Genomic DNA, 14,402 nt, shown 5'->3' with positions numbered 1-14,402 from the left:
TCGCTTGCAAACGATGCATTCTTTATCGGCGCTTTGGTGGAAGAGGTGGGGCGATGTCTCCCACGGTCTGTACTGCTGTGAACAGTCAGAATCGGGCATTTAGTCCCACCACCCCTTCAAGTCTAACCATACAAGCGGGTTCACCCGCGAAGAGGCCGGTTCAGACACCGTATCTTTCAGCGCTTGCCAAGAATCTTCCCAAGCAACTCCGGCTGCGATGCAGTGTTGACATTTCTTATTAGGATGCCCATGAGCAGATCCGGGAGTTGATGGGGTATGTATGGGATTTATCGCTGACGAGTTGATGGGCAAAAAACCATTGCGATATACCTGCTATTTCTGCCAGTTCCTCAGTCTCTGCAAGGGGGGGTACAGTGGATAGCAGCGTACTCTACTCACTCCGGAAATCATCATGAACAATTCATCGCGCAGGTCGTATGTCTTCTACCAAGGGGATAAGCTCATAATGGTGAAGCATGATGACCAGCATCGCGCCGTTTTTCGCACGCCCGATATGCCCTTGGCCGAGCCGCGAGTCGCTGGCGGCGAGGCATACGGTTTGTTCGCGACAGACGCAAAGGCCTCGGTACTGTCGGTGCAGGAAACTGACAAAGGGGAACATCACGCATACTCTGCTTACGGCCATGACCCGAAACTACCGTCATTACTCACATTACTTGGCTTCAATGGGGAAGCATTCGCTCTGGTTCCGGGCTGCTATGCACTAGGCAATGGCTATCGATCATTCCGCCCCGCCATGATGCGATTCATTTCGCCTGACAGGTTGAGCCCGTTTGGGAAGGGGGGGATAAATGGGTACTGCTATTGCAGTTGCGATCCCGTCAATAACGTCGACCCCAGCGGCCAGATGAAACGCAGGCTACGTCCTTCCGCTCAGATGTCGCAACCGGCGACTTCCATCACTTCCATAAATGAACCCGACGTATTCTCCAGAATCGTCAGACATCTAGACCTGAGAAGCGCTGCCGCGTTTTCAAGAGCCAATAAACACCTTTACCGTATGACCAGGCCAGCCTTCCAAAAGATCGAGCGTTCGCTGGGTGATCCTGGAAAACTAGTCGATGCCGCGCTCGCGGGCACTGTCGGCCCGGCCCTTGGCCACTCCTATGAGCTTTTGGTGAAAAGACCAGATATAACGCTCCCTCCCCAATCATTTCCTGATGGTGCAAGGGACCAACTTATCCGTGATATCGAGGCCGCCAGAAAGTTTCGGGAGGCTCAGCGAACAAGATTACCTTCGTACGACACATCATCGGGGTCGGACTCCGATGATGAACTCCGTCGTATTAACCGAGGTATACGCAAAGCACTGAATGGCAAACAGTTGTAGGAATAATCGCGAATTTCTTCGCTATGCCTGCGTCGATGAGACTGTGGTCGAGGGTTTACCCGCGAAGAGGCCCGAACACGTTCGGACAATTGCCCCCGGTGATCTCACATTCAAAGCTTGCCGAGAATCTTCCCAAGCAACTCCGGCCGCGGCGCCCCTTGCTGGCTCTGCAGGTTGCCCTGCTCATCCTGATAGAAAATCGCCGGGGTCGCCTGCAAGCCCATCTCTTCCATCAGCGCCATGTTCGCCGCCAGCTTCTGCTGCACCGCCTCCGGCACCTGTTCCAGCGCCTTCAGCGTGCTGGCCTTGCCGGCCTGCTCATGCTGCTGCAGTGCCTTGGCCGGGTCTTTCGCCGCCAGCAACGCCGCCGACTTGCCCGGGCTGTCCTCGCGGATGATACCGACCATGATATGGCGCAACTGCACCTTGCCCGACGCCACCCACGGCCGTGCCTGCTCCCAGAACATGTTGCAGTACGGGCAGTTCGGGTCGCTGAACAGGTACACCTTGCGCGGTGCATCATCCTTGCCGTCGGCGATCCAGGCGGTGTTCTCCATCTTCGCCCAGATTTCCTTGCTCATCGGCGCATACACCAGCTTTTTCAGCGGCTCGGCACTGAGGTCCTTACCCTGTTCGTCGAACAGGCTGCCGACCAGTACATGCTTGCCGTCAGGGGTGAGGTACAGGGCCAGGCCGTTATTATGGTACTCGGCGGCATACCCGCGCAGGCCGTTGGGGGCGTCGAAGCTGCCTTTGATCACGGCGCCCTTGGCTTGCAGTTGCTGAATCGCCTTGGGCAACTCTTCGGCCTGCAGGGCGGGGGCAGCCAGCAGGGCCAGGGGCAGCAGTGCAGTCAGTCGCATGTCAGTTTCCTTGTGCGGCAGGGGCGGGCGTGGTGGCCCGGTCGAAAGGCTCCAGGGCGTGGCGCAGGCTGGCCCGGGACAGCTCGCCGAGGTGGCTGCCGACCAGGCGCCCGTCAGCGTCATAGAACAGGGTGGTGGGCAGGGCCATTGAGCCGACGCGCTGGGCCAGCAGGCCAGTACCGTCGAACAGCACGTGGGTCAGGCTCAGGCCGGTGGTGGCGAGGAAGGTGCTGACGTTTTCCGGGGTCTCGCCCTGGTTGACGAACAGGAAGGTCACGTGTGGGTAAGCGCTTTGCGCCTGTTGCAGCACCGGCATTTCGCGTCGGCAGGGTGGGCACCAGGTGGCCCAGATGTTGATCACCAGCGGCTTGCCGCGGTAGCTGTGCAACGCCACCGGTTGGCCACCGGCGTTACGCAGGCTCAGTTCCGGTAGCTCGGTGCCCTTGCTGTACAGGTGCCCGCCGAGGCTGGCCAGGCCCCAGAACAGCGCACCGCTGAACAGCGCCCAGCCCAGCGGGCGGCGCAGGCCCGGGTGGCGCCAGCCCTGCCACAGGGCGCCGAGCACGATGCCGGCAAGGCCCGACCAGAACAGGAAGCCGCCATCACGGATATCGATGATCTGCAGCGGGTCGTCCTGGTACATCGGCCAGTAGGCCAGCACGAAACCGGCACGTGCGCACAGCAGACCGACCAGGAACAGGTTGAACAGTGCCGACTCCGGACTCTCGCCGCCACGCCGGGCGACCCACCAGCCGACCACGCTGGCGATCACCAGGGCGGTGAGCATCAGCAGGTGGTTGAGGGCCATGGTCAGTGGCCCGAGGGTTACGGTCAGCATCAGCCTTGGCTCCTGGTCTGGGTCCAGTGTTGCAGGAAGGCGGCCGCATCCACTTCACCGGTGATGCGCCGGGCACGGCGTTCGTCGCCTTCCGGGCCGATCCAGATGATGCTGGGCGGGCCGGGTACCCGGTAGCGCTGCAGCAGCGCCTGGCTGGCCGGGGTGTCGGCGGTTACGTCCAGGCGCAGCAGCTGCACGCCGGCCAGGCCGGCCTGCACGTCGCTGCGGGCGAACACCTGTTTTTCCATGACCTTGCACGACACGCACCAGTCGGCATAGTAGTCGAGCATCACCCACTGGCCACGGGCCTTGGCCGCATCCAGTTCGCGTTGCAGGTCTGCGGGGCGGCTGACGGTGACGAAGGCGTCCTCGGCGTGCTGGCCGGCCGCCGGTGCAGCAGCGCCACCGGCGAACGGGCGCAGCGGCTGCCAGAGGTCGTCGCCACCGGCCGCTGCACCCACCAGCAGCAGGCCGCCCCACAGGGCACCCAGCAGCGGCACTGCGCGTAACGCCGGCAACCGCTGCAGGGCCGGCCACGCCGCCCAGGCCAGGGCGATCAGCAAGGCGCCGCTCAGGGCCAGCAGCAATGCTGCGGGCAGCAGGCCGCGCACGGTGTACAGCGCCATGCCCAGGAACACGAAGCCGAACACGCCCTTGACCCGGTTCATCCAGGCGCCCGGGCGTGGCAGGTAGCGGTTGCCCAGGGTCACCAGCAACAGCAGCGGTACGCCCATGCCCAGGCCGAGGCTGAACAGCACCAGCGCCCCCTGCAGCACGTCACCGCTCTGGGCGATGTACAGCAACGCGCCGGCCAACGGCGCGGTCATGCACGGGCCCATCAGCAGGCCGGACAGCGCGCCCAGCAGCGCCGCGCCATACAGGTTGCCGCCACGGATGCCTTGCCCGGCGCGGTCGAGGCGGTCACGCACAGCGGCGGGCAGTTGCAGTTCGAAGGCACCGAACATCGGCAGGGCCAGCAGCACGAACAGCCCCGCCAGGCTGCCCAGCAGCCAGGGTTGCTGCAGCCAGGCCTGGAGGCTGGCGCCCAGCAGCGCGGCGACCACGCCCAGGGCGGCGTACACCAGGGCCATGCTCAGTACATAGACCCCGGCCAGCACCCAGCCGCGCCGGGCACTGGCGCCATTGCCCAGCACCAGCCCGGCGAGGATCGGCAGCATCGGCAGCGAGCAGGGGGTAAAGGCCAGCAACAGGCCAAGGCCGAAGAACGCCAACAGACCCCAGGCCAGGTGGCCCTGCTGCAGGTCGCTGGCCAAGGCCTGGTCAGTGGCTTGCTCGACCACAGGCGCCACGCTGCCACCCAGGTCGATCGACGTGGTTTGCGGCGGGTAGCACAGGCCGGCGTCGGCACAGCCCTGCCAGCCCAGGCGCAGCTGACCCTGCGCATTGGCGGGCAGCAACAGTTCGAGCGGGTCACGGTACACCGCGCTGTCGCCGAAGAACTCGTCGTGGTGGTTGACGGCGGCTGGCAATTGCGGGTGCTGTTCGGCGGGCAGGCCGTCGAATTTCAGGCGTTTCTGGTACAGGTAGTAGCCTGGCTTGATCTGGAAGGACAGGCGCATCTGGCCGTCGGCCTGGCGCTCGTGGGTCAGCACGAAGGCCTGGTCGACCGGCAGGAAAGCAGGTTTGACGTCGAACGGGTTGGCCTGCAGCGGGCCGGCCAGAAGCAGTGTCAGGAAGAGCAGGAGGACGCGCATGTCTTCGCCTTGGCAGATCTAGGAATGGGGCCATGCTGGCTTGGGTCGATTAACTCAAGGTTAAACCGCGGCAGCGTTATTGCCGTTCGCGCTTGCCATGCCGACACGGCGGTGGTTGGATTGCCCCAGGACTTGCAGATCGATGACCTGACCATGCTCGCCGAGGCCTTCACTATCGTTGCAACAGGCGCCAGCGCTACCGCCGACATGCGTCAGGTGGCGCTGTGAGCGTGATCGCGCTGGTGCTGGCGGCCGGACGCGGTTTGCGCTTCGGTGCAGACAAGCGCCGGGCGACCTTGACTGATGGTCGCAGCCTGCTGGCGCATAGTGTGGAACGGGCCCAGGCGGTGTTCGATGATGTGCGTGTGGTGTTGCGCGCGGGCGAGTGGGGCGAGGATTTTGGCTTGCCTGCCGATTGCCGGGTTATCGTCAGCCCGGATGCGGCGTCGGGGATGGGACATAGTCTGGCTGCCGGCGCCAGGTCGTTAGGTGACAGCAAGGCACAGGCGGTGGCGATTTTGCTGGGTGATATGCCCTGGATCGAATCGCCAACCTTGCGTCGGTTGGTCGAAGCCGCCAGTGCTTCGAAAATCGTGTTGCCACGTCATGCCGGGCAGCAGGGGCACCCGGTGATTTTCGGGCGCGATTTCTGGCCGGCGCTGGAGCAATTGTCCGGGGATGAAGGGGCGCGGACGGTGGTGCGGGCGCAGCGGGCTTGTTGTGTGGTGGTTGAGGTGGCGGATGCTGGGGTTCTGCTGGATGTAGATACGCCGCAGGGGTTGATTTAGGCCCGAAGTGTTCGCCACCGCACCCAGGACGAACTCCCCAATCCATCCCGCAAAAGGTCCATAATCCCCCCTTAATCCCCCCATAGTGCAATGCCAGCTACACCACTCCGGGAGCCCCACCATGCACGTTCTGCTCTGCGAGGACGACGACCTGATCGCCGCCGGCATCTGCGCCGGCCTTACTGCCCAGGGCCTGACTGTGGACCGGGTGGGCAACGCCGCCGATGCGCGGGCGATGCTGCAGGCCGCGCAGTTCGACGTGATGATCCTCGACCTTGGCCTGCCCGACGAAGACGGCCTGAGGCTGCTGCGCCGCCTGCGCCAGCAGGGCGAGACACTGCCAGTGCTGGTGCTCACCGCCCGTGATGCGGTCACCGACCGGGTCGATGGCCTGCAGGCCGGTGCCGACGATTACCTGCTCAAACCGTTCGACCTGCGCGAGCTGGCCGCACGCCTGCACACCCTGCTGCGGCGGGTAGCCGGGCGGGCGGTGAACGTGATCGAGCACGGCCCGCTGCGTTACGACCCCAGCACTTGCGCGGCAACACTGGCAGGGCAGCCGGTCGACCTGTCCCGGCGTGAACAGGCATTGCTCCAGGCGCTGCTGCAGAACCCCGGGCGGGTGCTGTCCAGCGAGCAGCTCAAAGACTGCGTGTACGGCTTCAGCGACGAAGTCGAGAGCAATGCCTTGAACGTGCATATCCACCATCTGCGGCGCAAGCTGGGCAACGGCATCGTCGAGACCGTGCGCGGCCTGGGTTACCGCCTGGGCCCGGCGCAGGCGCCGGAAGAGGCCGCATCATGAGCCTGCGGGTACGCCTGAGCCTGATCCTGGGCAGCGCCTTCGTGGTCATCTGGGTGCTGGCCGCGGCGTGGATGCTGCGCGACCTGCGCCAGCAGATGATGTTCTCCCTCGATCAGCGCCTGGTGGCGTCGGCGCGCATGGTCGCCGGGCTGGTCGATCAACTGCCGCAGCCGCTGACTGCCAAGGTCGGGGAGGCGCATTTTTCCGCCGACCAGTTCAGCGTACCGGACGGCATGGCCTGCCAGGTCAGCTCGCTGCGTGGCGAGATCCTTGCCAGCAATCACAAGCACGATGGCGCCATGGACGATGAGCGCAGCGGTTTCCGTGACCAGACCATCGACGACGCGCGGTGGCGCACCTTCACCTATAACCATGGCGATGTGCGTATCACCACCGCCGACCGGCACATGGAGCGCGAGGCGCTGAACCAGTCGATCCTGCTGGCCGCTTCGGCGCCGGTATTGATGGCCCTGCTTGGCAGCCTGGGGCTGTTGTGGATCGGCCTGGGCAAGGGCCTGGAGCCGCTCAACCGCATGCGTGATGCCCTGCGCCGCCGGCGCGCAGACAGTGTCGAGCCGCTGCAGGTGGCGGGCATGCCCAGCGAACTGCAACCGTTGCTGGAAACCCAGAACCAGCTGTTCCTGCGCATTGCCCAGACCATCGAGCGTGAGCGGCGCCTGACCGATGATGCCGCGCATGAACTGCGCAGCCCGCTGACGGCGATCAAGACCCACCTGCAGGTAGCGCGGATGACCGATGGCGCCGTGCGTGAGCAGGCGCTGGAGCATGCCGAGCAGGGCGCCGACCGCATGCACCGCACGCTGGAGCAACTGTTGATGCTGGCGCGGGTGGAGGGCAGCCTGTCGTTCGAGGATGGCGTGCAGTGCAGCGCCGAGCAGGTGGCCCGGCAGGCGGTGCAGGACGCCGGCGGGGGGGACAACCGGCGGATCGTGTTGCACTTGCCCGAGGAAGCTACGCAGATCTACCTGGGCATGCCTGCGCCGCTGGCGGTGGCGGCGCTGCGCAACCTGCTGGACAACGCCTTGCGCCATGGCGGCGACGAGGCGGTGGAGCTTGAGGTGCAGATGGCTGACGGCCAGGTGGGCTTCATGGTACGTGACCATGGGCCGGGGATTGCCGAGGCGGATCTGGAGCACCTGACCGAGCGCTTCTGGCGTAACGGGCAGAGTGGTGGCTGCGGATTGGGGCTGGCGATCGTGCAGGCGATCGTGCAGCGTTGTGCCGGCAGCGTGAAGTTCGACAGCCGCAGTGACGGGTTGCGGGTGCTGTTGCAAGTGCCGGCGCGCTTCGGGCATTGATTTCTATCTCCTGTTCCGGCCTCTTCGCGGGTAAACCCGCTCCCACAGGTACGGCATCAACCCTGAGATCTGTGCCAATCCAGTGGGAGCGGGTTTACCCGCGAAGAGGCCGGGCCTGCTTTCAAAAATCCCATAGCAACCGCTAAATCCTCCCCGCACTCAAGCGTTTCCCAAGCGACGAACACCCGCACTTTCGCTTGCTTGCGAGGAATCATCCATGTCCACTGCTTCCTGCCTTGCCCAGGTCCCGCCGGCCAGCACGCCGCGTGCCTTGTACGAGTTCACCGACTCACCCTTGCTGCAACGCCAGCAGCAACAGGAGTCCAACGCCCGCAGCTACCCTCGGCGCATCCCGCTGGCGCTCAAGCGCGCCTGTGGCATCCATGTGGAAGATGTCGAAGGCCGCCAGTTCATCGACTGCCTGGCCGGTGCCGGCACCTTGGCGCTGGGCCACAACCACCCGGTGGTGGTCGAGGCGATCCAGCGGGTGCTGGCCGATGAGTTGCCCCTGCACACCCTGGACCTGACCACGCCGGTCAAGGACCGCTTCGTCCAGGACCTGTTCGGTGTGCTGCCCGAGGCGTTGCGCCGTGAGGCCAAGGTGCAGTTCTGCGGCCCGACCGGTACCGATGCGGTGGAAGCAGCGCTGAAACTGGTGCGCAGCGCCACTGGCCGCAGCACCGTGCTGGCCTTCCATGGCGCCTACCATGGCATGAGCCAGGGTGCGTTGAGCCTGATGGGTAGCCATGCGCCGAAGCAGCCGCTGGGGGCCTTGCTTGGCAACGGGGTGCAGTTCATGCCGTACCCCTACGACTATCGTTGCCCGTTCGGCCTGGGCGGCGCAGCCGGGGTCAAGGCCAACCTGCACTACCTGGAAAACCTGCTGCTCGACCCGGAAAGCGGCGTGCCGCTGCCGGCGGCGGTCATTCTGGAAGTGGTGCAGGGCGAGGGCGGGGTCATCCCGGCCGATATCGAGTGGCTCAAGGGGGTCCGCCGTATCACCGAGCAGGCCGGCGTGGCATTGATCGTCGATGAGATCCAGAGCGGTTTTGCCCGCACCGGGCGCATGTTCGCCTTCGAGCATGCCGGCATCGTCCCGGACGTGGTCACCCTGTCCAAAGCCATTGGCGGTAGCCTGCCGCTGGCGGTGGTGGTGTACCGCGACTGGCTGGACACCTGGAAACCGGGTGCCCATGCCGGCACCTTCCGGGGAAACCAGATGGCCATGGCGGCGGGGTCGGCGGTGATCGAATACCTGGTCGAGCATCGCCTGGCCGAGCATGCCGAGGCCATGGGGCAGCGCCTGCGCCAGCACTTGCGGCAGTTGCAGCGGGATTATCCGCAGTTGGGTGATGTTCGCGGGCGTGGGTTGATGCTCGGGGTGGAACTGGTCGACCCGCAAGGCCAGCGGGATACTCTTGGGCATCAGGCGGCTAACCGCGAGCTGGCGGCGAAGGTGCAGCGTGAGTGCCTCAAGCGTGGGCTGATCCTGGAGCTGGGGGGGCGACATGGGGCGGTGGTGCGCTTCCTGCCGCCGTTGATCATCAGTGGCGAGCAGATCGATGAGGTGGCGCAGCGGTTTGCCGAGGCGCTGATCGCGGCGGTCTGATCCATGGCCGGGACCGCACAGCGGCCCCGGCAATCCTGGCTACCAACCGCGCCCGGAGTTCACCCAGAAGTTCACCGACAGCGAGGTAGTCACCGATTCCACCTGGTGGAACCAGCCCTCGGGCAGGAACAGCAGGTCACCGGCCTGCAGCACCACGCGCAGCAACGGTACTTCGCGTGCCGCCGGGAAGCGCTGGTAGTCCGGGGCGTCGGGGTTGAAGTCGCAGCCGTCCAGGCCGCCCTTGGGGCTGGTCGACCAGGTGCCCAGGGCCGGGCGGTGGTGCGGCGCGGCAAGGATGAACGATTTCTGCCCCCAGACCTGGGCGAACAGGTTGTCGGTGTCGTCGCGGTGCAGCGGCGTCAGGGTGCCCTTGGGGCCGATCCAGATGCGTGGCGCAATGAACTGCTCGCGGGCGAAATACTGCGGGTAGCGAATCAGCGTCAGCAGCTTTTCCGGCACGATGTTGTTGCCCATGTAGGCCGGGGTTTCGCCGGGTTTGGCCGGTGCATCCAGCGCGGCGATGAAATCGGCCATGGAGGTGGAGCGGAAGTCGCGGTCGGTAGAGAAGGTCTTCTTCACGTAGTCGCCGTGCCGGGTGATGCCCTGCAGTTCGGCGAAATGCACCAGCGAGGCTTCGCGGCCCATGGTGAACAGCGGCCAGTCCTGCAGGGCATCGCTAATGACCAGCGGGGTACCGTGCACCAGGTATTCGCCCTGGAAGCGCGCCAACGGCATGTCGGCGCGGGCAATGCGTGCCACCTCGCGCTGCAGCGGCTGCGCGGCCGATACCCGTTCGCTGAGGCGTGCTGGTGTCGGGTAGCGCTGGTTCATCGACACCTTGGTCGCCGGCGCGCCCCGGCGGGCGTTGCTGATGATCTGCGGCAGCAGGGTGGCCAGGCCCATGTTGCCGGTGATCTTCAGGCGCGCGCTGGCGAACAGCTCCTCGACGTTGGCGGTGCCACCCATGATGCCAAGGAAGTCGCACTCGGCCACCTCGATGGTGACGTCCGGGGCGCTGTGGCGGCCTGCCCCGGTGCGACTGCTGTCGCGCACCTCCGACCAGAAGGCCCGGTCCTGGCTGAAGACGAACTGGAAAACGCCTTCGATGCCGACGGCATGGGCGTTGGCGAACAGTTTGCTGAGGATGCTCTGAAGGTCCACGGTGTGCCTCTGGCGGTCTTTCGTTGTGCAGGGATAACGAGTGCCCGCGCCAACGATTTAGCTCGGTGGGCGGGTAATTTTTCAGCGTGCTGCTACGTCCCGTAGGGAGGTTTGAGGCACATTGTTCACCCAAGGAACCCACATGGCACTGCACCCTGATCTGGCAGCATTTCTGGAACTGGTCGAATTTGGCCGGCTGACGGGCAGGAGCCTGCCCATGCACGCGATGGACGTGGCCCAGGCCCGTGCCGAGTTCGAAGGCAGCTCGCAGGTGCTCGACCCGAGCCCGCCCGGCAACGTCACGGCCAGCGAACTGCAGATCAGCGCGCGCGACGGTACCCGCCTGGCTGCTCGTTTGTACCGCCAGGGCGATGCCGGCGCTGCCTTGCAGCCGGTGATCCTGTACCTGCACGGCGGCGGCTACGTGGTCGGCAGCCTGGATTCGCATGACTCGGTGTGCCGCCGCCTGGCGGCCCTGGGCGCGTTCGCGGTGCTGGCGGCGGACTACCGGCTGGCACCGGAGCAGCAGTTTCCGATGGCCCTGCACGATGCACTGGACGCAGCCAACTGGCTGGCTGAACAGGCGCCGGCGCTGGGCCTGGACAGCCGCCGGGTGGTGCTGGCAGGGGACAGTGTGGGCGCCAGCCTGGCGGCGGTGCTGGCCATTACGGCGGTGGAGCAGCCCGAGGCGCTGGCGTTCAAGCCGCTGGCGCAGTTGCTGTTCTACCCGGTGACCGATATCTCTTGCCAGCGTGAGTCCCATCGCGAGCATGCCGAGGGTTACCTGCTGGAGACGCCTACCCTGGAGTGGTTCTACCAGCACTATGCGCCGCAGCGCGAGCAGCGCCTGGACTGGCGGGTGTCGCCGTTGCTGTCGACGCTGCGCGAGCCTCTGGCGCCGGCGTACCTGTTGGTGGCCGAATATGACCCGTTGCATGATGAGGGTATGGCCTATCGTGACTGGCTGGTGGCGGGTGGCACGGCGGTAACCTTTACCCGGGTGGAGGGGTTGACCCATGACTTCTTGCGCATGTCGGGGATCGTGGGGCAGGTGGCGGGGATCTACCAGGATGTCGGGGAGTGGTTGAAGCGGGTCGGCGGCCAGTCCTGACTTGAGGTCGCCGGGGGCGCGTTGCGCCCCTGTCGCCGGCAAGCCAGCTCCCACAGGGGCCCTGCTAATTCAACGAGTTATGTGCAGTTCTATGAGAGCTGGCTTGCCGGCGCCAGGGCCGGTACAGGCAACCCTCAAGCGTGCAGGTAGCGCTTCAGAATATCCACCAACCGCTCGATCTCCGCCTCGGTATTCAGCAACCCGGGTGCCGTCCGCACCACCGGCCCGACATCCCGCGACACCGCATCGACCACAATGCGCCGGCTATCGAGATAGCGGGCCACCTCGTCAGCATCCTGCCCCGCGACCCGGAAGAAGGTGAACCCCGCCGAATACCGTGCACTGCGCGGTGTCACCAGCTCGATTCCCGGCAGCGCTTCAAGGTGCTGCCTGAGATAGTCATTAAGCCCATGAATTCGCGCCTGCACCGCCGCCTTACCCAACTGCAGGTGCAACTCGAACGCCTTGCCCAACGCCCAGCGATGCTCGAACGCATGGTAACCCCCGGGCGACATCACCGTGGCAAAGTCCTCATTCTCGGAAAACGTGGCAACGGTCGGGTTCAGCTGCTTCAGTTCGGTGGACGCCGCGCAGATGATCCCGGTACCCCGCGGCCCGAACATCCACTTGTGCGTGCCGGCGATGAAGTAATCGCAGTTGAGGTCGGCAAAGCGCATGTCTTCGACACCCAAGCCATGCACACCGTCGATCACGTAGATGATCTGGTCCTGTTCGTCACGCTGGCGATTGGCCTCGCGCACCAGCGCACCGATCTCGCCCACGGGCAATTTCACGCCACTGCCCGAGTGCACCCAGGTCATGCCCAGCACCCGGGTTTTCGGCCCGATGGCCGCCGCTATGGTGGCCAGTACCTGGTCGCTGTTGACCTTGGCGGGGTCTTCGAACAGGCGCAGCCGGTGCACCGGCGTGCCATCGCGTGTGGTGCGAAAGCCCATGGTGTGACGGGCGGCCGAATGCTCGTGCACGGTGGTGAGAATTTCCTGCCCCGGGGCAATCTTCAGCCCGCCATAGATCAGTCCCAGGCCTTCAGTAGTGCTGCCGGTCAGGGCGATTTGCCGGGGCGTCACTTCGAGGTAACGGGCTGCCCATTCGCGCACGGCGGCTTCGTGCTTCCACTCCGACTGGCTATCCCAGTCGACCATGCGGGCCGGCTGGCGGTCGAAGCGGGCGCGCAGTGCCTCGATGGCTTCGCGCACGGGCCTTGGGTGTGAGGTGATCAGGAAGTTGGCAAAGTGTGCGTAGGCCGGGTCCAGCTCGAACAGGCTGCGGAACGCGGCCCAGTCGTTGGCAGTGGCAGGTGGTGCAGGTGCCGCGTGGGCGGCAGGCAGCAGCGGGCCGGTGAGGGGCAGGGCGGCCGCCAGCAGGCCGGCCTGCTTGAGAAAGGTGCGACGATCGTTCATCAAGTTGCTCGCAAGGGTCAGGGGGATGCGGTGGCGACGGGTTGCGCGGCGCGCTGCACCTGCTCCCACACCCGCAGGAAGTTGCCGCCCCAGAGCTTGGCAATATCCGCTTCGGAGTAGCCGCGGCTGATCAGTTCGGCGGTGACGTTGCGTGCTTCACTGGCGTTCTGCCAGCCGTCGATGCCGCCGCCTTCGTTGAAGTCCGAGCTCAGGCCGACATGGTCGATGCCGACCTTGCGCACGGTGTAGTCGATGGCGTCGCCGTAGTCCTTGAGCGTGGCCGGCGGTTCTTCCTCGAGAATGCCGTACAGCGCGTTGGCGTACTGGCCGACCTTCTGCTCGGGCCAGCCGGCGATCACCGGGTCACCGGGCATCAGTGCGTAGTTCAGGTTGGCCAGCGGCGGCAGGTCGTAGCGGGCGCGCAGGGCGTTGAGTTTGTCCTGGGTCGTGCTGCTCAGGGGCTTGAGGTAGGTGGAGAAGGCCACCAACTGGACCACGCCGCCGCTGTCCTTGATCAGCTGCAGCTCCTTGTCGGAGAGGTTGCGGTCGATGTCGACCATGGCCCGTGGCGCCGAGTGCGAGGCCACCACCGGCGCGCGGCTGAGGGCGACGGCCTGGGCCAGCGCCTTGCTGGACATCTGCGACACATCGATGATCACGCCCAGGTCGTTCAGCCGCTGCACGGCGCGCTTGCCAACCGGCGACAGGCCGTCCAGGGCATCGGCGGTGTCATTGAAGAACGGTAGCGGGCGTGAGGAGTCGGCCCAACTGTTGTTGCCCACGTAGCTGAAGCCGAACATGCGCACGCCGCGCGCGGCCCAGCGGTCGAGCTGATCGATGTCGTCGCCCAGCGCATAGGCGTTGAGCATGCTGAGGAACACTACGAACTTGCCTTCGCCGTGCAGGCGCCGCATGTCTTGCGGGGTATAGGCAATACCCACCTGCTGCGGGAAGTCGCGGACCATGGCGGTGATGGCGTTGTAGCGCACTTCCTGGGTGTGACGGGCGGCCTCGACGAAGCCTGGGGTAGGGCGGTGCGGGCCACCGTCACCGGTCCAGGATTCTGGCCAGGCGAAGATGGTCAGGGCTGCGCCAGACAAACGCCCGCGTGCGGCCTTGGCCAGGTCGAAGCGGCCATCGCCATCCTTGTCGGCCTCGCTGCCTTCGGTGCCGAAGGTCAGCGGCAGGGTGATGTGGCTGTCAAACGAGATGATGCGTTCCTGCAGGTCGTTGGCCTGGCGGGTCACCTCCCTGGAATAGCCGGCGGGAGGGGCGAAGTAGTGCCAGGCGGCAAACCCGGCGCCAGCGGCAACCGCCGTGGCCAGGCTGATAAACAGGGCTTTCTTCCAGCGTGGAGTCGTCATCTTGGTCTCAATAGGTTCACCGTCGAGGGATGGGCACAGAGGCCGCCGCTACTTGCA

Annotated in this window: 12 protein-coding genes; 6 read left to right on the top strand and 6 right to left on the bottom strand. The window is 65.3% G+C overall.

From position 1 onward, the window contains the following. Nucleotides 1–412 precede the first annotated feature (412 nt). Nucleotides 413–1,351: an RHS repeat-associated core domain-containing protein gene (locus FQ664_RS19665; RefSeq protein ID WP_144174271.1), complete on the top strand. Its 939-nt coding sequence runs from the start codon at nucleotides 413–415 to the stop codon at nucleotides 1,349–1,351. A 110-nt stretch (nucleotides 1,352–1,461) separates the two neighbouring features. On the opposite strand, the gene dsbG is transcribed toward FQ664_RS19665, so the two are convergent. Genes dsbG through dsbD form a run of 3 tightly spaced genes read right to left on the bottom strand, consistent with a single transcriptional unit; the run spans nucleotide 1,462 to nucleotide 4,767 of the window. Beyond that, nucleotides 1,462–2,214, bottom strand: coding sequence for a thiol:disulfide interchange protein DsbG (gene dsbG, locus FQ664_RS19660; protein WP_144174270.1), 753 nt, complete (start codon nucleotides 2,212–2,214; stop codon nucleotides 1,462–1,464). Nucleotide 2,215: 1 nt separating this feature from the next. After that, a complete protein-coding gene (locus FQ664_RS19655) occupies nucleotides 2,216–3,052 on the bottom strand; it encodes a TlpA disulfide reductase family protein (protein ID WP_144174269.1) in 837 nt (278 codons plus the stop codon). After that, complete coding sequence (dsbD, locus tag FQ664_RS19650) at nucleotides 3,052–4,767, bottom strand: protein-disulfide reductase DsbD (protein ID WP_144174268.1); 1,716 nt, start codon at nucleotides 4,765–4,767, stop codon at nucleotides 3,052–3,054. Before dsbD ends, FQ664_RS19655 begins: the two co-directional genes overlap by 1 nt. 224 nt (nucleotides 4,768–4,991) lie before the next feature. Between dsbD and FQ664_RS19645 the strand changes: the two genes are divergently transcribed. From FQ664_RS19645 to FQ664_RS19630, 4 genes are all read left to right on the top strand, one after another. Then, nucleotides 4,992–5,555: a nucleotidyltransferase family protein gene (locus FQ664_RS19645; RefSeq protein ID WP_144174266.1), complete on the top strand. Its 564-nt coding sequence runs from the start codon at nucleotides 4,992–4,994 to the stop codon at nucleotides 5,553–5,555. Between the two features lie 121 nt (nucleotides 5,556–5,676). Next, nucleotides 5,677–6,360: a response regulator gene (locus tag FQ664_RS19640; RefSeq protein ID WP_144174264.1), complete on the top strand. Its 684-nt coding sequence runs from the start codon at nucleotides 5,677–5,679 to the stop codon at nucleotides 6,358–6,360. Continuing rightward, nucleotides 6,357–7,679: an ATP-binding protein gene (locus FQ664_RS19635; protein WP_144174262.1), complete on the top strand. Its 1,323-nt coding sequence runs from the start codon at nucleotides 6,357–6,359 to the stop codon at nucleotides 7,677–7,679. Before FQ664_RS19640 ends, FQ664_RS19635 begins: the two co-directional genes overlap by 4 nt. Before the next feature lie 217 nt (nucleotides 7,680–7,896). Then, nucleotides 7,897–9,288: an aspartate aminotransferase family protein gene (locus FQ664_RS19630; RefSeq protein WP_144174261.1), complete on the top strand. Its 1,392-nt coding sequence runs from the start codon at nucleotides 7,897–7,899 to the stop codon at nucleotides 9,286–9,288. A gap of 39 nt (nucleotides 9,289–9,327) precedes the next feature. Here FQ664_RS19630 and FQ664_RS19625 read toward each other — a convergent pair whose 3' ends face one another. Then, nucleotides 9,328–10,449, bottom strand: a complete 1,122-nt coding sequence (locus FQ664_RS19625; protein ID WP_144174259.1) for a cupin-like domain-containing protein — start codon at nucleotides 10,447–10,449, stop codon at nucleotides 9,328–9,330. Nucleotides 10,450–10,591: 142 nt separating this feature from the next. On the opposite strand from FQ664_RS19625, the gene FQ664_RS19620 reads away from it, so the two are divergent. Continuing rightward, nucleotides 10,592–11,560 carry an alpha/beta hydrolase gene (locus FQ664_RS19620; protein WP_144174257.1) on the top strand — a complete coding sequence of 323 codons (969 nt, stop codon included), beginning with the start codon at nucleotides 10,592–10,594 and terminating at the stop codon, nucleotides 11,558–11,560. A gap of 134 nt (nucleotides 11,561–11,694) precedes the next feature. Here the strand turns inward: FQ664_RS19620 and pvdN are convergent, their stop codons facing one another. Next, nucleotides 11,695–12,981 carry a pyoverdine-tailoring periplasmic protein PvdN gene (pvdN, locus tag FQ664_RS19615; protein WP_144174256.1) on the bottom strand — a complete coding sequence of 429 codons (1,287 nt, stop codon included), beginning with the start codon at nucleotides 12,979–12,981 and terminating at the stop codon, nucleotides 11,695–11,697. A 17-nt stretch (nucleotides 12,982–12,998) separates the two neighbouring features. Beyond that, complete coding sequence (pvdM, locus tag FQ664_RS19610) at nucleotides 12,999–14,345, bottom strand: pyoverdine-tailoring dipeptidase-like protein PvdM (protein ID WP_144174253.1); 1,347 nt, start codon at nucleotides 14,343–14,345, stop codon at nucleotides 12,999–13,001. Between the last annotated feature and the right edge of the window lie 57 nt (nucleotides 14,346–14,402).

It is taken from the genome of Pseudomonas persica, assembly GCF_900291015.1.
Lineage (GTDB): Bacteria > Pseudomonadota > Gammaproteobacteria > Pseudomonadales > Pseudomonadaceae > Aquipseudomonas.
This window is presented reverse-complemented; position numbering and strand designations above follow the sequence as displayed.